Source organism: Larkinella arboricola, from assembly GCF_003259745.1.
GTDB lineage: Bacteria > Bacteroidota > Bacteroidia > Cytophagales > Spirosomataceae > Larkinella > Larkinella arboricola.
Window position 1 is genome coordinate 1 of sequence record NZ_QLMC01000009.1, and the last position, 20,753, is coordinate 20,753.

At 51.1% G+C, this 20,753-nt stretch carries 14 protein-coding genes and 1 rRNA gene; 8 read left to right on the forward strand and 7 right to left on the reverse strand.

Annotated features, from left to right (window positions below):
* Both LX87_RS26195 and LX87_RS26200 read left to right on the forward strand, forming a co-directional pair.
* Positions 1-286: ribosomal RNA gene (locus LX87_RS26195) — 23S ribosomal RNA — on the forward strand; the annotation flags it as partial.
* 504 nt (positions 287-790) lie between these two features.
* Positions 791-3,295 carry a Kelch repeat-containing protein gene (locus LX87_RS26200; RefSeq protein ID WP_170139467.1) on the forward strand — a complete coding sequence of 835 codons (2,505 nt, stop codon included), beginning with the start codon at positions 791-793 and terminating at the stop codon, positions 3,293-3,295.
* 165 nt (positions 3,296-3,460) lie between these two features.
* Here the strand turns inward: LX87_RS26200 and LX87_RS26205 are convergent, their stop codons facing one another.
* Positions 3,461-3,832, reverse strand: a complete 372-nt coding sequence (locus tag LX87_RS26205) for a winged helix-turn-helix transcriptional regulator (protein ID WP_111631282.1) — start codon at positions 3,830-3,832, stop codon at positions 3,461-3,463.
* A 126-nt stretch (positions 3,833-3,958) separates the two neighbouring features.
* On the opposite strand from LX87_RS26205, the gene LX87_RS26210 reads away from it, so the two are divergent.
* From LX87_RS26210 to LX87_RS26230, 5 genes are all read left to right on the forward strand, one after another.
* Positions 3,959-4,753, forward strand: a complete 795-nt coding sequence (locus LX87_RS26210) for an SDR family oxidoreductase (RefSeq protein WP_111631283.1) — start codon at positions 3,959-3,961, stop codon at positions 4,751-4,753.
* A gap of 201 nt (positions 4,754-4,954) precedes the next feature.
* Complete coding sequence (locus LX87_RS26215; RefSeq protein WP_111631284.1) at positions 4,955-5,380, forward strand: Xre family toxin-antitoxin system antitoxin; 426 nt, start codon at positions 4,955-4,957, stop codon at positions 5,378-5,380.
* Positions 5,381-5,383: 3 nt separating this feature from the next.
* Positions 5,384-5,848, forward strand: coding sequence for an RES family NAD+ phosphorylase (locus LX87_RS26220; protein WP_111631285.1), 465 nt, complete (start codon positions 5,384-5,386; stop codon positions 5,846-5,848).
* Positions 5,849-6,154: 306 nt separating this feature from the next.
* The gene (locus tag LX87_RS26225; protein WP_111631286.1) at positions 6,155-7,027 is read left to right on the forward strand and encodes an SDR family NAD(P)-dependent oxidoreductase; all 873 of its coding nucleotides are present in this window, start codon (positions 6,155-6,157) and stop codon (positions 7,025-7,027) included.
* A 99-nt stretch (positions 7,028-7,126) separates the two neighbouring features.
* On the forward strand, positions 7,127-8,047 hold the full coding sequence (locus LX87_RS26230; protein ID WP_111631287.1) for a helix-turn-helix domain-containing protein: 921 nt from the start codon (positions 7,127-7,129) through the stop codon (positions 8,045-8,047).
* 208 nt (positions 8,048-8,255) lie between these two features.
* On the opposite strand, the gene LX87_RS26235 is transcribed toward LX87_RS26230, so the two are convergent.
* From LX87_RS26235 to LX87_RS26255, 5 genes are all read right to left on the reverse strand, one after another.
* A complete protein-coding gene (locus LX87_RS26235) occupies positions 8,256-10,406 on the reverse strand; it encodes an alpha/beta hydrolase family protein (protein WP_146624567.1) in 2,151 nt (716 codons plus the stop codon).
* A 13-nt stretch (positions 10,407-10,419) separates the two neighbouring features.
* Positions 10,420-12,039 (reverse strand): RagB/SusD family nutrient uptake outer membrane protein, encoded by a 1,620-nt coding sequence (locus tag LX87_RS26240; protein WP_111631289.1) that lies wholly within the window; start codon positions 12,037-12,039, stop codon positions 10,420-10,422.
* Positions 12,040-12,047: 8 nt separating this feature from the next.
* A complete protein-coding gene (locus LX87_RS26245) occupies positions 12,048-15,353 on the reverse strand; it encodes a TonB-dependent receptor (RefSeq protein ID WP_170139468.1) in 3,306 nt (1,101 codons plus the stop codon).
* Between the two features lie 267 nt (positions 15,354-15,620).
* Positions 15,621-16,814, reverse strand: a complete 1,194-nt coding sequence (locus tag LX87_RS26250) for a FecR family protein (RefSeq protein WP_170139469.1) — start codon at positions 16,812-16,814, stop codon at positions 15,621-15,623.
* 82 nt (positions 16,815-16,896) lie between these two features.
* A complete protein-coding gene (locus LX87_RS26255; RefSeq protein ID WP_111631292.1) occupies positions 16,897-17,469 on the reverse strand; it encodes an RNA polymerase sigma-70 factor in 573 nt (190 codons plus the stop codon).
* A 245-nt stretch (positions 17,470-17,714) separates the two neighbouring features.
* Between LX87_RS26255 and LX87_RS26260 the strand changes: the two genes are divergently transcribed.
* Complete coding sequence (locus tag LX87_RS26260) at positions 17,715-18,728, forward strand: family 43 glycosylhydrolase (RefSeq protein ID WP_111631293.1); 1,014 nt, start codon at positions 17,715-17,717, stop codon at positions 18,726-18,728.
* A gap of 193 nt (positions 18,729-18,921) precedes the next feature.
* Here LX87_RS26260 and LX87_RS26265 read toward each other — a convergent pair whose 3' ends face one another.
* A complete protein-coding gene (locus LX87_RS26265; protein ID WP_211325375.1) occupies positions 18,922-20,703 on the reverse strand; it encodes a hypothetical protein in 1,782 nt (593 codons plus the stop codon).
* Positions 20,704-20,753: the final 50 nt, after the last annotated feature.

The following is a 20,753-nucleotide window of genomic DNA, read 5'->3' on the forward strand; positions in this document are numbered from 1 at the left end:
CAGTTCGGTCCCTATCTGTGGTGGGCGTTAGAAGATTGACGGGGGCTGCCCTTAGTACGAGAGGACCGGGGTGGACTCACCGCTGGTGAACCGGTTATTGTGCCCACGGTACGGCCGGGTAGCTACGTGGGGTTTGGATAAGCGCTGAAAGCATCTAAGTGCGAAGCCGGCCCGGAGATGAGTCTTCTGTTGAAGGACGTTAGAGACGATGACGTGGATAGGCGGCAGGTGCAGGACGGGAGACCGTTACAGCCGAGCCGTACTAATGACCTGACAATGTAACCACATACCATTTCAGCGGTAACTTCCAATATGAAAAAGAGAAGTATACGAAAAGCCAACGGACAAACACCGTTGGCTTTTTGTGTTTTTATCTACCCCTCATCCAGTCTGGTGAAGAGTCTCAGGTTACTTGGGCGTTTGGCCAGCCGCCAATCAGTCCTCAAGCGTCTACAGCATCAGATTATACGGAGCTAAACACAACCGCTAGTTCTCCACAAAATAATGTTACAGGCTATTTTATTAGCCGTTGATCTTATCATTAATCAATAATGCAGTATATTATTGGAAAATTAATACTATTGGCCAATAAATTATACCCTTACTCTACACTGTATACCGTTTAGACTCATTAGTACAGTTTTTAGCGAACCTTCTTCTTATCATCCCGTTACAATCACGCTAGCTATTCTATTCTTCATGAACGTTCTATTTTCTAACCGCAACCCAGAAAATTATGGCTTACCGACATCTACTTACCTGTTGTTCAGTAATGGCCTTTTGGCTTTTAATGGCTTTTAGCTCAGCCATCCCTACGCAGGCTGCCGAAATCTTTCCGATCCAGCGAACGGCTTCCAAAAGCGGAATTAATACCACTACTGAACCCTACTCACAACAGTCTTATCAACTCGAAGATCCGGTTTTTGCTAACTGGACCTTTCGGACCCTGGCGAAAGGAAAACGTTCGGAAGGGCAGAGCGTCCTTTATAACAATAAGATTTATGTATTTGGAGGATTAGCTCCTAAATTAAAAATTAATAATACCAATGAAGTCTACGACCCGGTAACTAACCAGTGGACGCTCCTGGCACCAATGCCCAGTGATCCCCAGGGTAATCCGTATGCCGTTACCCATAATGGAATTGCCGTGGTTGATAACACGGTTTGGATCGCTGGCGGACGAGTGGGTAATAATCCCGGCCCGGCTACAGATAAAGTCTGGATATACAACATTGCATCGAACTCCTGGTCGGCGGGCCCAACGCTACCAGCCCCCCGGGCCGGAGGAGGAATGGTCCGCCTGGGTCGTAAGCTGCACTTTTTTGGCGGCTTCGGCGCACTCATCTGCAATGACGACAAGGGAGATCACTTTGTTTATGATCTGGATAATCCTGCGGCTGGCTGGCAGACGGGTTTTGCCCCTTTGCCCAATCCCCGTAATCACTTTGGAGTTGCTACCGTGGGAGGGAAAATTTACGCCATTGGTGGGCAGTATGGCCATGACTGCACCGGAGGACAGGATCAAAAAATGGTTCACCAATACGACCCTTTGACCAATACCTGGACCCAGAAAAAAGATTTACCCTATGCTAATTCTCACATGGAACCGGGGACGTTTGTGCTGGATGGGAAAATTATGGTAACGGGTGGAGAACGGAATGGTCAGAATATCTTACAGTACAACCCGACGAATGACACCTGGACACTGTATGACCAGCTCCCTACCCGCCTGATTGCGACCTCTGCCAAAGTCATTGGCTCCTATTACATTGTATCGCAGGGGGGAGCGCCGGGTAGCCAGCAAAGTCAGGATACGACCTGGGTTAAAAGTATCAACCGCACCAAAAGCAACGTACTTAGTTTTTGGCCTAATCAATTAACCGCTTCGGCAACGGCCAGTGAAATCGTTCCATTACATGCACTTTTGGGAACGTATTCGGATCAGGTTAATTATACGATCAATACGGCTTCTCTGCCAGGTTGGCTGACAGTTGCCAACGGGTCGGGTACAACGGATGAATCCGGCGCATCTGTAAAGCTTACACTGAATCCGGCCGGTTTAGCTCCGGGTACTTACAGCTATACACTGACGGCTACGGCTCCCGGATACACCACGGCAACAGCCAGCATTACCTTTACGGTGGAAGGCAGCGGTCCTGGTCCGGTTGTAGCCCGCATCAATGCCGGAGGGCCAGCCGTGACGACCAATGGTATCGCCTGGAGTGCCAGCCAGTATTTTTCCGGTGGTAAAGCGTATACCAACCCGAAAGTTACCAGCATTGCCGGTACCGACAACGATGCCATCTACCTGACCGAATACAGCGCAAACGCTAACCTGGGCTCTTTCAGCTTTGCCATGCCTGTACCGGCGGCTGGGGTTTATACGGTTAATCTGCATTTTGCCGAGATATACTGGGGAGCTACCGGTGGTCGGGCGGGCGGACCAGGCCAGCGGGTTTTTAGTGTCAATCTGGAAGGCGGAGCACCCGAACTGGTCAACTACGACATTCTGGCCCAAGTAGGTACGATGACGGCCGTGGTTAAACCGTTTACGATTTCGGTCACCGACGGCATGCTGAACATTGATTTCTCGGCCTCGGCCAACCAGCCCAAGATTTCAGCCATTGAAGTAATGGGACCAGCGGCAGTCGGTTTAGCCGCAACACATTTCACCCTGATTAATGCTGATACCGATCAGGATATTCGTACCCTGGCCCAGAATGATGTTATTAATCTGGCGGGGTTGACGAGTTCTAATCTAAACATCCGGGCTAACACCAGTCCGGCAATAACAGGTTCGGTCAAGCTCGTGCTCAGTGGCCGCCAAAACCGTACACAAACCGAAACCGGGGCACCGTATGCCTTATTTGGTGACAGCAATGGTAATTACAATAACTGGGTGCCTCCGGTAGGTGCTTACACCTTGACGGCCACTCCCTATACAGGAGCCAATGCGTCAGGCACAGCGGGCCAGCTCTTGACGGTAAATTTTACGGTAATTAATCAATCGTCCGGGGCGCGGACCGGTGTAGGAGCGACGGCGGAAGGAACGCAGGTAGTAACATATCCCAACCCGTTCACCGACTCGTTTACGCTACAGTTGAAAGGCAACGTTAAGAAATCTGTGGCGGTATCGCTGTTTAACGCTTATGGTAGCAAGGTTCTGGAGCTAAACCAGATTGATCCAGACGGCCAATTCATTCAGACGGGTGCGGGCCTGGCCCCGGGAATGTATGTTTTACAAGTAGGAGAGGGCATAGAGGTTCAGCGACTGAAAGTGGTGAAAATTCCTTAACGTAAAGGAAACCGGCACTTGTTGTGAACTGCTACAGATCAGCCCGTTGCCCTGACTTTTATAATTGAACAAGCTACAAAACCCGTTGGTTATCAACGGGTTTTGTAGCTTTTAAGACCGTCGGCGTCTCTGTATGTTCTAATCCCGCCGGTGAAACCGGTTGTTCTATCCGTTCGACAAGGAGTATAATCGTTTTGATATTTGAGTCCGCAAACGTTCCTCATGTTCATCGCCCCACTGACCTAAAGCAGAAATGATTGGGATTAATGATTTTCCAAAATCAGTCAAACTATATTCTACTTTTGGGGGCACTACCGGATAAACCACTTTTGTAACCAAGTCATGATCTTCCAGCTCTTTGAGCTGCATGTGCAAAACCCGTCTGGAAGCCGCAGGAATTTTACGGTGTAATTCGCTGGGACGTTTATGGCCTGAATGGATAAACCACAGCAAGCGGATTTTCCATTTGCCGTAGAGCACTTCGCCAACCAAATCCAGACCACAATTAAGGTCAAGGGGCGTTTTTCGTTCGTACATATTATAAAGTTAACGCTATGTACCAAGACGGGCAATAAGGGAAAAATTTATCCCTATCTGAATCCCTTTTCCGTACTTGTAGTTTACTGCCGAGCCGCTGAATTTTGTGCGGTAAACGTCAGAACGATGAATCAAGCAGTTAACTTTAATAATGAACTATCGGGGAAGATTGCGCTGGTGACCGGTGGTACTAAAGGCGCAGGCAAAGCCATTGCCGAACGATTGCAAACCGCCGGAGCAACGGTCATTATTACAGCCAGAAACAAACCGGAAGAAGCCAATCCGCATCTTCATTTCATCTCAGCGGATTTGAGCAAACCGGAAGGAACTCAACACGTTGTTGATGAGGTGTTAGCTACCTATAGCCGGCTCGACATTCTTGTCAACAATCTCGGTGGTTCACAAACGCCAGGTGGCGGCTTCTCCGTACTGACCGATGCAGATTGGGAAACTACCCTTCAGACCAATTTGCTGGCCCCGGTTCGCCTTGACCGGGGATTTTTGCCCCAAATGGTTGAACACCGCACGGGGGTCATTATTCATATCGCTTCTATTCAGGGACGATTACCGTTGTACGACTCTACCTTACCCTACGCTGCGGCCAAAGCCGGGCTGATTAATTATAGTAAAAGCCTTTCCAACGAAGTAGCACCCAAAGGAATCAGGGTATTAACGGTTTCGCCGGGCTGGATAATGACAACTGCCGCCACAGCGATGATGGACCGAATTGCCCAAAGTTCAGGCATCACGGTAGAGCAGGCTGCCCAAAGCGTCATGGATGCCCTGGGTGGTATACCGTATGGCCGACCGGCCCGGCCCGAAGAGGTTGCCGAACTGGTGGGATTTCTGGTTTCGCCAAGAGCCGCTTATTTAACAGGAACAGAATTTGTAATTGACGGTGGCACAATACCCACTATTTAATAACTATTTAATAACCTTTTCAAACGGATTTACTGAAAGCAAAAGACAATGATAGGTCTGCTCACGCTATTTTGAGTCAGCAACTTCGTCCCTATAAATGCCTTCCTGTAACGTCAAAGCCCAGATTTATCTTCTCTGGAGCAAACGGGCGGCTTGATAAAGTGAACTTATCTACTTATCTTAGTGTAAAAGTTCATTCGTATGGCGCTGGCAACTTCCTTATCGTTTCCTTCCCTGAATCCGCTTCCGCTGCTGAGTGCGGAAGAAATCATTACCCGCAGTCGGCAGGGTGTCCTGCGCCGGGATGCGGATCGTGTAGCCGGGCTGGTGGGCATTACCGATAAGGAACTGGCTGTGGCTCTGGGGCTTTCCACTTCCTACCTGCACCGGCTCAAAGAAGACCAGCGCATCAGTCAGGATGCTTCTGAGCGGCTACTGCTGCTGGAAAATCTACTGCGGCACGCGCTGGATACGTTCGAAGGACGCGCCCCGACGGTGTTGAACTGGCTGCGCGCCCCATTGCGGGAACTCAATGGGCAGACTCCGCTGCAATCGCTCGATACCGTAACAGGTTATACGCTGGTGGATCGGGTTCTGGGCCGCATTGATTACGGTATTTTCGGTTAGGCGATGGCAATAGTCTACCGAGTTGTGCGGTCGCGGTACGCCGATCGTCCTCTGGACGTAACCGGAACCCGTCTCAATGGAGGACGCTGGAATCCGCCCGGCATCGGTATTCTCTACACAGCGGAACATCCGGCGCTGGCTTTGCTTGAGATTCTGGTGCATATGCCGCAGGTACCGTATCAGGAACTGCCTGCCTATCAGCTGTTTCAACTGGAAATTCCCGACGATAGCCAGCGGCTTCTGAGGGCGGAGGATCTGCCCGCCTACTGGAACGAGCCAACGTATGCAAACAGTCAGAGAATCCTGGCGGAGTGGCTCACCCGCCCGGACGTGCTGGCGCTGGGCGTACCTTCTTCGGTGCTGCCCGATGGGATTAACTACCTGCTTCATCCGGCGCATCCGACTTTTGCATCGATTCGGATCGTGGAGGAAAAACCGTTGCTGCTTGACCCGCGCCTGTGGCATTAGACACTGCATTTTTACGGGTAATGGCTTACGCAACTTTTTGTATGGCGGAACCCCGTTTCCGGTCAGTCAGGCCAGCCAGGTTCATCAGGGCATGGATTCAACCCCGCTCGTGTTCCTGTATAGCACCAGCTGCCGACACGAAGATGGAATACCGAGGGTCTATCATGTCACGCAGGTAATCAAGCAGTCTGTCCGGATTGAACCTTGCGGTATTTTCTCATTTTGACTACAAATCCCCTCAATTCGGCTACAGATAACCAGTGATATACCCAGACCTTTGATCTATCAAAAGTAAAGGTATAAATCATGATACAGCAGAATGAAAAGGAAAGCCTTCAAACGGCATCCAATCTGGTAACGTCTCCGAAAGTCTGGTTCATCACGGGTGCTTCCCGCGGGTTTGGACGCATTTGGGCCGAGGCCGCCCTGGAGCGTGGCGACCGGGTGGCGGCTACCGCCCGTAAGCTGGAAAGCATTGCCGACCTGAATGAAAAATATGGCCAGAACGTGCTAACCCTGGAGCTTGACGTAACACGGCCTGAGCAGGCAAAAGCCGCCGTAGAGCAAGCGCACGCTCACTTCGGCAGGCTTGATATTGTGTTGAATAATGCGGGTTATTCACTGGTTAGCACCATTGAGGAAGCCAGCGCGGATGATATTCGTGCCCTGTACGAAACCAATGTCATTGGCCCGGTTTCCGTTATTCAGGCGGCTTTGCCCTTATTGAGAAAGCAGGGGAGCGGGCATATTCTGGGCACATCAAGCAATCTGGGTCATGTCACCTTACCGGTGATTGGCTATTACGCTTCGTCGAAATGGGCATTTGAAGCCATCCACGAAAGCCTGGCTGAAGAAGTTAAACCGTTCGGAATCAACGTAACCATCATCGAGCCGGGCGCCTACGCCACCGAGTTCGGAAGCCCGGAATCCCTGAAGTTTGCCCAGGGTCTAGACATCTACGCAGCGTTTAAAGCACAGTTCTTCCAGGAATTGAAGGAACTGGACCGGGGTGATCCGGCGGCAACGCCAAAGGCTCTCTTTCAAATTGTTGATGCCCCACAACCGCCACTCCGGTTCTTCCTCGGCAGCCATAATTTATCGGGAGTGCGTACGGCCTATGCCCAGCGGTTAGCCACCTGGGAAGCCTGGGAAGACGTTTCCAATTCGGCGCAGGGGTAATCCGAATAGCGAACCTGAATGCCGCGAAAATGGTTGATGAGAGACCTGTGATAACCGATAGTTTAACCAGTATCGGTTATCATTTTTCTAGTCTGACAGATGAAGAAAGAAGAAAATAGTCCGAAAAAAATGGAATCGCTGACCGATGCACACCGGGCCTTCGGTCTACTGAAGCCTCAGCATCCGTTGGTCAGTTTGATCAATGGTTCCTACACACAGGTCGATGAGACTAAAATCCCGCACTACCACGTGCTGGGCTTTTATAAAATAGCCTATAAGCCAAAACTAACCGGCAAATTAAGATACGGCCAGAGCTATTATGATTTTGATGAAGGCGGTTTGTTGTTTGCGGCTCCCGGCCAGCTTGTGGGCAGCCCTGATAACGACGTCAGCGCGTGTTCGGAGTATACGCTGCTGATTCACCCGGATTTCTTTTTAGGATACGATCTGGCCAGAACCATTAAACAGTATGGTTTTTTCTCCTATTCCACCAGGGAAACGCTGCATCTTTCGGAAGAGGAAAAAGAAACGATCTTTTCGATCTTTAAAATGATTGAAAAAGAATTGTCCAGCCGCATCGACGACTTCAGTCAGGACGTGGTTATTTCTCAGATTGAGTTGTTGCTCAACTATGCGAACCGTTTTTATAAACGTCAGTTTATTACCCGCAAAGCCGTTAACCACAATCTGTTACAAAAGCTGGAAGAGCTATTGGATCATTATTTTGACCAGGAATCATCGTTAAGTCAGGGGCTGCCAAGTGTCGGCTATCTGGCGGACCATTTAAACCTATCGCCCAGTTACTTGAGTGATATGCTGCGGTCCCTGATCGGACAAAATGCGCAGCAGTATATTCATGACAAACTGATTGAAAAAGCCAAGGAAAAACTGTCCACGACTGATTTATCGGTCAGCGAAGTGGCCTACGCTTTAGGCTTTGAGCACTCGCAATCGTTCAGTAAACTTTTCAAATCGAAAACAAACCTGTCGCCCCTGGCCTTCAGACGGTCGTTCAATTAATCAGCTTTTCAGCGATTGTTCCGGTCATGTCCGCTCCTTTATCGGCGGCTCGTTCGTGCGACTGGAGTGGCGCAAAGATCCTAGAGCGGTAAATAACGCGTCCTGATTCGCAGTTTCCACTTTCTGCCGACGACGTATAGATAATGCTAAAAGTTCAGGCCCGGAACCATCAGAAACCTTAAAGTTCTGATGGTTCCGGGCCTGAACTTTACCGTACCCAGCTTTTTATCTCGGCAGCATACCCATCCGGCTTCACATCCTGGCGGATGTTTACGGGCGAGTTACCTTTCCGGTAGATGGTTTTTGCCTTATCGGTTCTGACGCCTTCCCCGCTCGCATCGACCGGGTTAATAATCAGTAGCTTATCTGCTGGCAGGGCTGTCGCCAGATCCGGAAGATCATAAACCGGTAAGGCTCCGGCTACCGCCGAAAGCACATACTTGGTCTTATAATGCTTCCCGTCAACGATTGACTGATACGAAATCAGAGGGTTGAGAAGAACGATCTGGTCGAACGAGTTTTTAAGTACGACCGCATGGAGCAAATCGGCATTCAACGTTCCGAAGGCTGATACCGCAAGGGGCTGATTGGGTCCCGTACTTTTTTTGATGAAATCGGTCAGGATTTCAATCTCTTCCGCCCGAACAGCCACCAGACTCTTGTGAGTCAGCACCCCGGTAAACCATAAATTGATCGGTATTCCTTCGATCACCGAATCACCCCCTTTTAGATAACCGGCTCCCAGTTCTCCGGTACCACTCAGGTCTGGTAGAATGATTTCGTAACCCTCTTTCGCCAACTGATCGGCCCATTCGCCGGTTTTGGCCGCTGTTGCCTTTCCTCTTTCGTCCAGTAGCAACAGGGTTTTGGTGGCCTTGTTTTTAGGTTTCAACCACAGAACGGGAATGTAATAATTTCCGGCCCCTTTAATCAGGTACTTTTCGATGGCGTACTGCTCGCGCTGCATCCGTCCGGAAAAAATAACATCCGTTCCGGAAGCCGGTTTTTCGTAGCCGGTCAGCGCCACAACTTTTTCCCGCAGGTTTTTTCCGGCCTCCGCAGTGCGTTTATCCCGGTTATTCAGCAGTGTCTGGGTGTATTTTTGATTCAGCGAAAACAGGGTTTCGCCTTTCAGGGAATTCCGCACCAGCCCGGTTGGGGTAACGAAAAGCTCTTGGTCCTTAAACAATTCCACATCCAGATCAGCCGGGCTGCCGGGGTTATTCAGGTACTTCTGAAAAAAGGCGTAGGAAGCCTCCCGGTTTTTGGCCGTTGACGCATGGCCCGCATCATCTTCGACCATATTCATAGCTTCGGCTTTTCCGTAAGCCTGATACGCCCGGCGGGCCTCCTGATAGGCATCCCGCGCCCCCTGAATACTGAAAATATCCATCGTGGTAGCCACAATCAGCGTCGGCTTTGGTGCCCGCACTTCCAGATAATCCGGTATATCAATCCCGTTTTCCAGGCCGTAGAGCAGGTTTTGCTCGGCGTCCTGCGGACCTTTGGAGCGCAACAGCTTATCAAACGTGGTAATGTAACATTCCGGGGCGGCAGCCACAATGCGGTCGTCCATCGCGGCAATGTAAGCACTTTGCGTTCCTCCGCCCGACCGTCCGGCAATCCCAATCCGGGCCGGGTCTACTTCCGGGCGCGTCAGCAGGTAATCAACCGATCGGATACCGTCCCAGATAAAATAATTTGCTGGCGATAAGCCCGAAATAAACGATTGAGCGCCGGGATACGAATGCTCGTTTACCGCCGATTTCTTCACAACCTCATCGTCGTATTGCAGCCGTTCGCCCTGACCAATTGGGTCAAAAGCCAGAACAATAAACCCTTTCTTGACGTAATTCAGAATGATGCGCTGGTAGCCATCCTGCCGAAAACCGTTGTAACTATGCCCGCTGCAATACACAATTGCGGGCAGCTTCCCGGAGCGGTTTTTGGGCAGAAACAGGGCCGCCGTCACGTAATACTGAAGCCGCGACTCAAAATAGAGTTTCTCAACGGTGAAGTCTTCCCGCTGAATGGTACCGGTGATGACCGGATTGAGGGGCGTTTTGGCCGGAAATGGCCCGACAATCTTCTGAAGTTTTGCCCGGACTTCGGCCTGCCGTTTTTCCCAGTCGGCTTTCGTTTTCAGCTTTTCAACCGCCTGTCGCCGGTTTTCCAACTGACTGAACGCCCGCTGTGTAAGATATTTGTAGAGGCTTTTGGAAGGCGTCCCTTCTTCGTAACTCCAGTACGGAAATACCGACAGGTCTTCCTGCGCAGCCGCAGAATGGGAAAAACAAAGCGAGCCGACAAGGGCAATAACCAACAAGACCGCTTTTTTCGGGTATGGGGATAAATTCATAGTTAGCACCGGTTTAGTAGCCTGGATTTTGTTGAAGCTGGGCGTTTCGTTCAATTTCCGTTTGCGGAATCGGAACCAGGTAATTCCGTTCCTGAAAAGCCCGGGCTTGGAACACTTCTACTTTATAAGTTTTCTGGCCGGTGGCCGGATTCCGGGTAATCACCATTTTTTTGGCGTCTTCGTTATCCGTTTGCAGGGCGATCTTCCACCGTCGCACGTCAAAAAAGCGGTGTTCCTCAAACACCAGTTCAATCTGCCGCTCGTGCTGGATGCGTTTGAGCAACGCCGGACCGGTTTCCGTGATGGGCGGCATTTTTACGCTTTCCCGGCTTCGAATCTGATTGACCAGTTCCCGGGCTTTGGCTTCGTCGCCCAGTTGATACAGGGCTTCGGCATAGTTCAGGAGCACTTCGGCATACCGGATAAAAATCCAGGGCGTGTTACCCAGATTGGTTGCGCTGGGCCGACGAACGGATTCATCAATGAATTTCCGGACGCTGTAGCTGGTAAAGGAAGCATTCCAGCCCTCGGCTCCTTCGCTGGAATCCGGTCCGCCCGGCAGATAGGAACCCAGCTCCCGATCCTGCCATTTGGCACCATCGTACAGAATGCAGTCATAGAACCGGGGATCACGGTTGGCATACGGGTTTTGTGGATTATAGCTCGGGTCCTCGGCGGGGAGCTTGCCGCTTTTCATCTCAAACGCATCCACCAGATTATGCAGCGGGTTTACCTGACCGTAGCCGCCCGATCCGTTCGGGTAGAAGTGCAGATCAATCGAGTGTTCTACCCTCAGGTTATTCCTGAACTGCCTTGACCAGATTACCTCACTGTTGAACGGAGTCAAAAACAGCGCCTTATAATTTGGCTGTAACTGGTAAATGCCCAGATCAATAACTTCTTTGGCGGCCTGAGCGGCTTTTTGCCATTTTTCGGCATTATTCTGGGGGTTATTCAACGGGCTGGCTGCGTACAGAAGGACCCGTGCTTTTAACGCCAGGGCCGCCCCTTTCGTGACTCGCCCCTGATTGGAACCCGTATACGACAGCGGAAGCAGCGACTGCGCCTTTTCCAGCTCGCTGACGATGAAGCTCGAACACTCTTCGTACGAATTTCGCACAGCGGCAAAATCATCGTCGAGTTTGAAAACATTCGTAATCAGCGGAACGCCACCGTAAAAACTGATTAGGCGGAAATAAGCATAGGCCCGCAGAAAGGATACTTCCCCAATCATCCGGTTTTTTATTTCCTGCCCAATCGGTGCCTGCTCAATTTTCTGGAAGAAGATATTACAGTTGGTAATAATGTTGTAAAAGTTGCTCCAGTGATCGAGGGCCACATTGTTGACGGGTGTAATTTCGCCCCGGTTAATGAGGTGAAACGTTTCACGGCCCCGGCGGTAGGCTTCGTCGGTCAGCGGCATCATGTAATAATCAACCAGAAAACCGTGCCGCACATTGTAGCACGTATTGACGAAGGCTTCGATGAGCTTTTCATCTTTCCAGACATCGGCTTCCGATATTTTGTCCAGCGGCTGGCGTTCCAGAAAACCGTCATCGCAGGCGCTTTGAGTCAGTAAAAGCAGTAAAAAAGTGGCCCGGAACAGCCGGTTTTTGATCAGTAAACTTTTCATGGGATGGCTCAGAATGTAAGGTTAAGGCCCAGGTTATAAATTTTTTCCTGCGGATAGAAACCGCCCGTTTCACTCGTTCCTTCCGGATCAAAATATTTCAGTTTGTCCAAGGTAAACAGGTTCGAACCGTTGACGTAAATCCGGAGGTTGCGGACTTTTATCTTGGAGAGCAAATCCGGTGACACATCGTAACTCAGTTCAACGGTTTTCAAGCGCACAAAACTGGCATCTCGTAACCAGAAAGTTGAACGGTAGCCGCTGATCTCGGCATCGTACGTGGGCAGAATGGGGTAGGTCGAATTGTGGTTTTCGGGCCGGTAACGGTTATCGGCCATCTCCTGCAAGGTGTTGCCCTGCAAACCCGATTGCAGGAATATGTACTGGTTGACCCGGCCCTGGCCCTGCAATAAGGCGCTGATACCAAAGTTTTTATAGTTTGCGCTGGCCGTAAAGCCAAAGGTCAGCTGGGGGACGTTGGTGTATTCGGTCCGGATGCGGTCTTTGGCATCAATGGCACCGTCGCCGTTGATATCCCGGTAGCGAAGGTCCCCAACCCGGGTTCCCGTCGGATGAGCCGAACTCTTAATCTCTTCCTCCGAGCGGTAAATACCGATGGCGTCGTAATACAGGCTGGTGCCCATCGGGTAGCCCGTGCGCATCTGCCAGGGTTGCTGGTTGGCCGGTTCGTCGATATCAATGATCCGATTTTTGGCGAAAGCCACATTGCCCATCAGCCGGTAGCCGATCTTGTTGCTTCGATTGGCGTGCGAAACCTGCAATTCAAAGCCCTTGTTCTCCACAATACCGATATTTTCGTTTGGAAGATTCAAACCGGTATAAGCGGGAACGGAAGCGTTGCGGGCGGTCAGGATATTATTCCGGCGCGTGTTGAATACGTCCAGTTCAACGCCCAGTAACCCTTTCCAGAAGGTAGCTTCCAGACCAATGTTGGTGGTTCGGGCCACTTCCCAGGTAATGTTCGGATTGGGAGTAAGCCCCCGATTCAGCTGCGAAACCGGGTCGGCGAAGTAAAAACCGTCGGCAAACGCATAGGTCGACAGGTACTGGAAAGCATCGACCTGGTCGTTCCCCATTTTGCCAATGGAAGCCCGAAGTTTCAGGTTATCAATGAAGTGTAAACCGTCTTTGATAAATCGCTCTTCGGACAATCGCCAGCCCACCGACACGCCGGGGAAGAAGCCGTACCGTTTCCCGGACGGAAAATTCTGCGAGCCATCGTAGCGGAAATTGAAGTCGATCAGGTACTTGTCGTAATAATTGTAATTCACGCGGCCAAAGAAATTCCGGCGGGCGGTTTCGAAAGCCGTTCCGGAGTTATCCTTGCCGGCCACTCCACCCGCGTAAAGCTGGTCGATGGCGCTGCTCAGGTAATTCCGGCGCGACGCCCAGAAGTTGCTCCCAATCGTTTCGGTCTGTTCAACAGCGACAAAACCGCTCGTGCTGTGTTTACCCCACGATTTGTCGTATTTGGCGCGCAGGTTCAGCGTCGTGCGGGTTGAGGTTTCAAACGTTTCCTGCAACGTCGGCTGGCTGACCGAGCCGCCCAACCGTTCGGTATAGGTATCATTCTGGGCGTTGTAGTCATACACCTTCCACGGTTTTCTAAATAATTTATCGGGTGAGTAGGTGCGGTCATGCGCCACAAAACCGTCGACCGCCAGCCCTTCCACCCACGGCATTTTGACTTCAAACGAAGCCATCGTCTGGTAGATGTTGTCTTTCTGGCTATCGTAGCCCGCGTCACCCGACGCCATCAGCAAAGGGTTTTCTCCGCGCTCAATGCCGGGTGCGGGCAGGCCATTCGGGTGATAAACCGGTAGAAAAGGATAATTGCGCCATATGGTCTGGAAAATGGACGAAACGCCCATGGATGGATAAACCGTAGATTTATGATTGGCCGAAAAGTCGAGGCTGACCCGGATGTATTTGGATAAATTCGCATCAATATTCGACCGGATGATGAAATTCCGATAGTCAATATTGCTGTTTTTCAGAATACCGTTCTGATTGGCAAAGCTGCCGGAAACATAGTATTTCACTTCTTCGCTGCCGCCCCGGACCGAAATATTCTGCTGGTTTTGCACACTGAATTTTTTCAGGGCTTCTTTCTGCCAGTTGGTATTCGGATAGTTGAGCGGATCGTTGCCGTTTCTGAACTTTTCAATGGCGTCCGCCGTGAACCGGTCCGGCTGCCCCTGGTAATTGAGGAGTTCGTTCATGTATTCCGCATACGTCGCCGAATTGGCCATTCGGGCCAGCCGGGTGGGTTGGGAAAAGCCCTGATTGACGGTATAACTGATGACGGGTTTGCCGGAAGTGCCCCGTTTGGTCGTAATCAGGATAACCCCATTGGCGGCCTGGGCACCGTAGATGGCGGCTGATGCGTCCTTCAAAACCGAGATACTTTCCACATCGTTCGGGTTGATCTGCTCGAATCCGCCCCGCCCCCAAACGCCGTCGATCACAATGAGCGGACTGTTGTTGCCCAGCGTGCTTTGCCCCCGGATCAGAATCGAAGCCCCACTACCCGGCAAGCCGGAACGCGTATTGGCGACAATACCCGGCAGCCGACCGGCTAAGGAGTTGGATAAATTGACCGACGGGTTTTGTTTGAGGTCTTCGCCTTTTGTCGTAACCACCGAACCCGTTAGCGTCGCCCGGGCCTGCGTTCCGTACCCGACAACCACCACTTCCTGTAACGACTTGGTATCGGTCTGCAACGTGACCGTGAGCTGAGTCTGTTTGTTGATTTCTACCTCCTGAGACACGTATCCGACAAAAGAGAAAACCAGCACGGCATCCTCATCGGCCAGATTCAATTCAAACTGGCCCTGCTCATTGGTGGTTGTGCCTCTCGTTGTTCCTTTTACCACGACGGTAACACCGGGTAGGGCTTCGCCTTTCTGATCGCTAACGCTGCCGGTTATACGTCTGGGCGGAACTGGAGCGGGTACCGTAACGGACACGGTTTTCTCGGCTGGTTTGGCCCGCACGGGTGGTGCTTTCTCCTTGATTACAACAATGTTATCGACGATGGTATAGCTCAGGGCCTGATCTTTCATGATCTGGTCCATGATCTCCGAAATGCCCGCACTTTTGATTTCGACCGATACCTTTTTCGCCTTTTTTATGATCTTGTTATCATAAAAAAACTTGTAGCGGCTCTGGGCCTCTATCGTCCGGAATGCGGTGGATAGCGGGACGTTTTTCAGCGACAGGGCTAAATTTTGAGAATAGCCCGCTGCCGATACATGAAGACAGGCAACAATCAGGAGCAGAAACGTCAGTTTCATGATTAAGAATACTCTGGGGAAGGCACGCTGCTGTATATACGCACCTTTCCCGACTAAAAATATTTGCATATTTTTGGCTGTTGGGTTAAATGTTGTTTGGAAAAAGCAATAGGGTCCTGTTCGCTTCCTGCGAAACGACCGGGTGATCCCAATACACACTACCGTTCCGGGTCGCATCCGGAACGGTTTTATGCATCAGGATGCCAGAATAGATTGACTTATTTCTGCATAGGCGTTGATGGGGTTAAGGTTAAGGATTTAAGGGTTTTATTCGGTTACAATGATTGTTTTTCCTTCTGTTCGAAAATGAACCCCACCCAGTTCGAGAATTTTCAGGACCTTGGATAGGTTGGCACTGCGTTCAATTTGCCCCACGAATTCATATTCTTTAATGGGTCCTTCAAAACGTACCTCCACATCATACCAGCGGGCGATTTGCCGCATCAATTCGGGCAGCGTGGTCTGATCAAATCGAAAATAACCGTTTTTCCAGGACACAACCCCCTCGACATCAACCTGCTGAACGCGAAGCTCCGCCGACTCCGATGGTCGTTCCTGACCGCCCTTCGCCAGTTGTGCCTGTTGGCCGGGCTGTAGAATGACTCCTTTTTTCGGCTGCCCGCTCAGGTTAATCTGAATACGGCCTTCCACCAAGGTCGTTTTTATCGCATTTTCATCCCGGTAGCTGTTGATATTAAATTGAGTGCCCAGCACCTCAATCGTTTGCTGGCCCGCTACTACTTTAAAAGGAATCCTGTTTTTGCCATCCGTCATCTTCGCCACTTCGAAATACGCTTCGCCGGTTACCTCAACCAGCCGCTCTTTGCGATTGAATACCGCCGGAAACCGCAGGGTGGAAACGGCATTGAGCCATACCTGGGTACCGTCGGGTAGCTTAACCTGATAGTGCCCCGCTTTGGGGGTAGAAAGCGTGTTATATCCTTGCCGGGTTTCTTTTTCAGACGTTTTTGGTAAGCCCTGTAGGTCAAAAACAATCTGCCCTTCTCTGGTTTTGACAATCGACGCATGGCCCCGCTGGATGCGCTCCCCGGTTTTGGTGTCGTTCAAAATGATTTTCGAACCGTCGGACAGGGTGAGCAGGGCCCGGTTATCACCCGGTGCAACGTCCGTATGGGGCGGGGCAATCCTGGCAACGGGTTTTGCTTGCCGGGATTTATACAGCCAGAATCCGCCCACCGAGCAGACCATCAATACGGAAGCGGCTATGGAAATCCACCTGGTCAGTGGGCGGCTAACCGGAAGCTTCTTAACGGCTGATTGGTGCAGGGGCAGAGATTGCCAGACGGAATTAAGATTTTCTTCCAGAGCGGCAAAGTCCGATGATTGGTCCTGCGATCGGGCAACGTTCAGATACCAGCTTTCCAGAATGGCCTTTTCCTGTTCCGTCAGGGTGCCTTCTCTGTATTTTCGGAGTAATTCTTTTGCCTGATCTCTTTCCATAAACCTTACCGGAAGCATTTGTACCGGTAAGACGGATAAAGACGGCTTTGGTAGTAGATGAAAAGAAGAAAAAAGTAACGAATCAGAAAAAAGGAAAATAAACCGCTATAATTTCGATTCGTTGCCGAAGAATTTTAAGGGCGTTGTTTACCTGCTTTTTTACGGTTTTATCCGAAATATTCAGTTCATCGGCAATTTCCCTGTAAGAAAGATTTTCTTTTCGACTCAACTCAAAAATCTCCTTCATTTTGGCGGGCAAGCGGGCCACTTCGCATTCAATGATCGACTGGAGTTCGTTTTCCCGTACTTTCTGATCGGTCATGTATTCTCCCGACGCTATAAACTGACTTAGGGAATCGATGTATTTCTCCTCTGCTTTTTTATGGGCAATAACGTCCATCACCCGGTTTCTGACCGATTGGTAGAGGTAAGACGAAACCGTAGAAATAGAAATCAGCTCTTTTCGCCTGACCCATAACGTGGTAAATAATTCCTGCAAAATGTCTTTCGCTTCATCTTCATCGCCCAGCATTCGATACGCATGCAGGTAGAGTACTCCCTTATACCGGTTATACAGTTCGGCGAAAGCAGCCTCATTATCCTCAGCGATAAGATTCGTTAATTCGCGATCAGTATGTTGTCGGAATAAGGCCATAATTGCATATTGACGCGAAATATAGGAATAAGTAATAACCAATTTACGGGAGTCACAACAAAACCTTGCATTAACGAAAGGATGGACAAATGAACCAGATTTGATACATTGCCAGAAAACAGAGGCACGGACGAACATCGTCTGATAATTGAACCCTTTTCTGGGAATCAGCAATAGTTTTGTATCGAGAGGCCTCTGGTGTCGGATTGAGCAATTCAAAACCCCGTTACAGAAATTTATAGGTTATGAAAAAGGATCACTTTACGTTACCCATCTGTCTGTTGCTCCTGGTAACGTTAAGCAGTAACTGGCTGCGGCCGCCTGTTGTTAACCGCCAGGAAACGCCAAAAATGATGTACGGAGATCAGTCGCGGCTGGGTCGGCCCTACGCCAAAGACCCGCACGTCGTCAAATTCAAGGGCCGTTACCTGATGTATTTTTCGATACCGGCTTATACGGATTCCAGTGGCGTCAAGCACGGCTGGGGCATTGGGGTGGCGCAAAGCCGGAACCTGATTGACTGGGAGAAAATTGGCGAGATTCCGCCCGTGGCTGACTACGAAAAAGCGGGGATCTGCGCACCCGGCGCTTTGCTGAAAGACGGAAAGGTACACTTGTTTTATCAAACGTACGGGGGCGGCCCGAAAGATGCCATCTGCCATGCCTGGTCGGACGACGGTATTCATTTTACGCGCAACGCCACCAACCCGATTTTCCGCCCGACGGGTTCGTGGAATTGTGGCCGGGCCATTGATGCGGAAGTGTACCGGTTTAAAAACCAGTACTTTCTCTATTTTGCAACCCGCGATCCGGCCTATAAAAAACAGCTTCTGGGCGTAGCAGTGACGCCTTTGACCACGTCCTTCAACCGGGATGAGTGGCAGCAACTCTCCACCGAAGGGCCCATTCTGAAGCCGGAACTACCGTGGGAAGGTGAGTGTATCGAAGGCGCTTCGATAATTGAGCGAAAGGGTGAGCTGGTGATGTTTTACGCCGGGGCCTACAACAACTGGCCGCAGCAGATTGGGATTGCCCGCAGCAAAGACGGGCTGCACTGGGAGCGGATGCAATCAGACCCTTTTTTAAGAAACGGAGCACCGGGCAGTTGGAATGCCAGCGAGTCGGGCCACCCGCATATTTTTGAAGACGACGACCGACAAACCTATTTATTTTACCAAGGTAACAACGACAAAGGCCGTACCTGGCTGCTGTCCAACGAGAAACTACGCTGGAAAGGCTCCCGGCCTATTCTCCCGTAGACAAGCCCCGGTTATTTCCGCTCTGAATGGGAGTAGGTATCACCTGCTGTCGTTGGAAAAAAGCCGAACCGCCGATGGAAGGATAGCCGTCTTTTAGGAACGCTTTTGTTTGCCCGCGTGCTGAAAAACACCCGGAAGCCAGAATGGCTTCCGGGTGACATAAAAAAGTTAGATTTAAAAAGCCTTCTTAAGATTATTGACCCGTAGCATACACGTAATTGGCTCTACCGGCGGGCGCTGTATCTCCGTTTAACCAGAAATCCATCACATCGCCCTCTGTGACCATGTTGTCGCTCCATTTAAACTCAAAATCCGGTTCCCCACGCAGGCCCAGCATGGCTTTAGGCACTCGGATCTCCAGATTGTTCTGGCTCACCGCATAGTCCACTTCTCCGGCGGGTTGCCAGTTCCAGCCCGCGTCGGTTTTCTCGACAATGGCCTTCTGCGCCGGGTTCACCCGGTTGATCACCAGATCGTAGCCTTCCCAACCGGTATTTTTATCCCGGTCGGTGTTGATGAAAAGCCGCATCCAGCCGGGGTCCGTTTTGGGCGTGAGCGGTTTTCCCGTTTCGACGTAAAAGTAGATGTTGTCTGCATCGCGGGCCACTTTGGTGAGGACAATGTCGTTGCGGCCGGTGTTGTTGCGGTATACGAAGCTTCCCCAGCCGGGGCTGTCGCGCGGGATGGTATTGCCCTTGTGCGCCGAAAAGGCCGGGGTAACGGAGGCCCATTCCTCGAATTTGCCGTCGATGCGAACCGTGACCGGCGCGGAAACGGGTTGTTTAGGCGGTAAACCTTTGAAACGACGGATGTTGGCGGCCATTTGATAGTAGTAATTATCGCCGTGCCCGCCTTTCATCGGCTCGATGTCCCGGCTGCCTTCCTGATCAAATTCGTCGGGGAAAGCATTGGTTTGCTGCTGCCACACATCGTACCGCCCCGCGATCCATTCGTTCCAGCCGGTAATAAACACCAGTTCGGGGTTGATTTCCAGCGCACGGTCCCATTGCTCCTGAAAATTATAGCCGTAATTCACGGCCCCCGGCTCGGTGATGTGCCCTTTTTGGTGGGTATAACTTCGCCCGAATGAGCCGGGGGCATTCAGGGCGGTCAGGCCCCGTTCTTTGGTCCAGTTCTGGGCTACACCGACGGTGGCCTGTTCAAAGGTGCCATCGGCATTCTTCTTAAAACCGTGTTGCGGGTAAATTTCCAGCCAGCCCCAGTGATCGGGCTTTTCGGGGCCTTTGTTGTACACCGGCTGTCCGGGCCGGAAGGTGAAGAACGCGCGCATTTCGTTTTCCAGGGCGGGTTCCGGGGTCCGGCCTTTGATGGGTTCGGTAAAGGCGGGGTCGGCCATGATAAATGGTTTTCCTTTCCACATAAACCACAAATCTTTGTAGTTGCCCGGCTTGTAAAGGTCGCGGTAGATCTCACGAATGATCTCTTTGCCGCCGTCGCCAACCCAGAAAGGCAGCATGAAGGCAATCTGCGGGGTTTTGACCCCGTCCTTCCGCGCCTGGGTCCACACCTCGCAAAGCTTCATGTACGATTCTTTCCAGGTAAGATTGCCGTTGGTACAGTCGAAAATGACCATATCCACGCCCGCGTCGGCCAGCATTTCGGCGTGTTTGCGCAGCACCCAGGCATCGGTATCCACATAATACCCAAACAATGGCTCGGCCCAGAACCACGGACTTTTTCGCTTCGGCCAGATCGGGTTGTTATAATCCTGCACCGCCTTTGGGTCGCGGGCCAGGTACTCGGTCACATTCAGGGCGGGGTTGTTCTTCGACTGCTGGGTGTGCCACGTCCAGTAGAAGAGACCCACAAACTTATCCTTTTTCAAGGCCCCCGCCTGCCGGTGGTCGGGCCATTTTCGGCCTACGGCGTCGGTGACGGTAACTTCGGCGGAGTAATTCTGGGCGTTGAGGGTGATCGTCAGTAAGGTAAAAAGAAAAGTCAGGTTGTATTTCATGGATTCAGGTCTTAAAAGTCAGGTTGTTTCAGGCTTCAAACCGGTTGGTA

Excerpts from the sequence above, each read along its gene's own strand:
- LX87_RS26265 (WP_211325375.1), bottom strand. The coding sequence starts at position 20,703 with ATGAAATACAACCTGACTTTTCTTTTTACCTTACTGACGATCACCCTC.
- LX87_RS26255 (WP_111631292.1), bottom strand. The coding sequence starts at position 17,469 with ATGGCCTTATTCCGACAACATACTGATCGCGAATTAACGAATCTTATC.
- LX87_RS26210 (WP_111631283.1), top strand. The coding sequence starts at position 3,959 with ATGAATCAAGCAGTTAACTTTAATAATGAACTATCGGGGAAGATTGCG.
- LX87_RS26230 (WP_111631287.1), top strand. The coding sequence starts at position 7,127 with ATGAAGAAAGAAGAAAATAGTCCGAAAAAAATGGAATCGCTGACCGAT.
- LX87_RS26250 (WP_170139469.1), bottom strand. The coding sequence starts at position 16,814 with ATGGAAAGAGATCAGGCAAAAGAATTACTCCGAAAATACAGAGAAGGC.
- LX87_RS26225 (WP_111631286.1), top strand. The coding sequence starts at position 6,155 with ATGATACAGCAGAATGAAAAGGAAAGCCTTCAAACGGCATCCAATCTG.
- LX87_RS26200 (WP_170139467.1), top strand. The coding sequence starts at position 791 with ATGGCTTTTAGCTCAGCCATCCCTACGCAGGCTGCCGAAATCTTTCCG.
- LX87_RS26260 (WP_111631293.1), top strand. The coding sequence starts at position 17,715 with ATGAAAAAGGATCACTTTACGTTACCCATCTGTCTGTTGCTCCTGGTA.
- LX87_RS26235 (WP_146624567.1), bottom strand. The coding sequence starts at position 10,406 with ATGAATTTATCCCCATACCCGAAAAAAGCGGTCTTGTTGGTTATTGCC.
- LX87_RS26220 (WP_111631285.1), top strand. The coding sequence starts at position 5,384 with ATGGCAATAGTCTACCGAGTTGTGCGGTCGCGGTACGCCGATCGTCCT.
- LX87_RS26240 (WP_111631289.1), bottom strand. The coding sequence starts at position 12,039 with ATGAAAAGTTTACTGATCAAAAACCGGCTGTTCCGGGCCACTTTTTTA.
- LX87_RS26205 (WP_111631282.1), bottom strand. The coding sequence starts at position 3,832 with ATGTACGAACGAAAAACGCCCCTTGACCTTAATTGTGGTCTGGATTTG.
- LX87_RS26245 (WP_170139468.1), bottom strand. The coding sequence starts at position 15,353 with ATGAAACTGACGTTTCTGCTCCTGATTGTTGCCTGTCTTCATGTATCG.
- LX87_RS26215 (WP_111631284.1), top strand. The coding sequence starts at position 4,955 with ATGGCGCTGGCAACTTCCTTATCGTTTCCTTCCCTGAATCCGCTTCCG.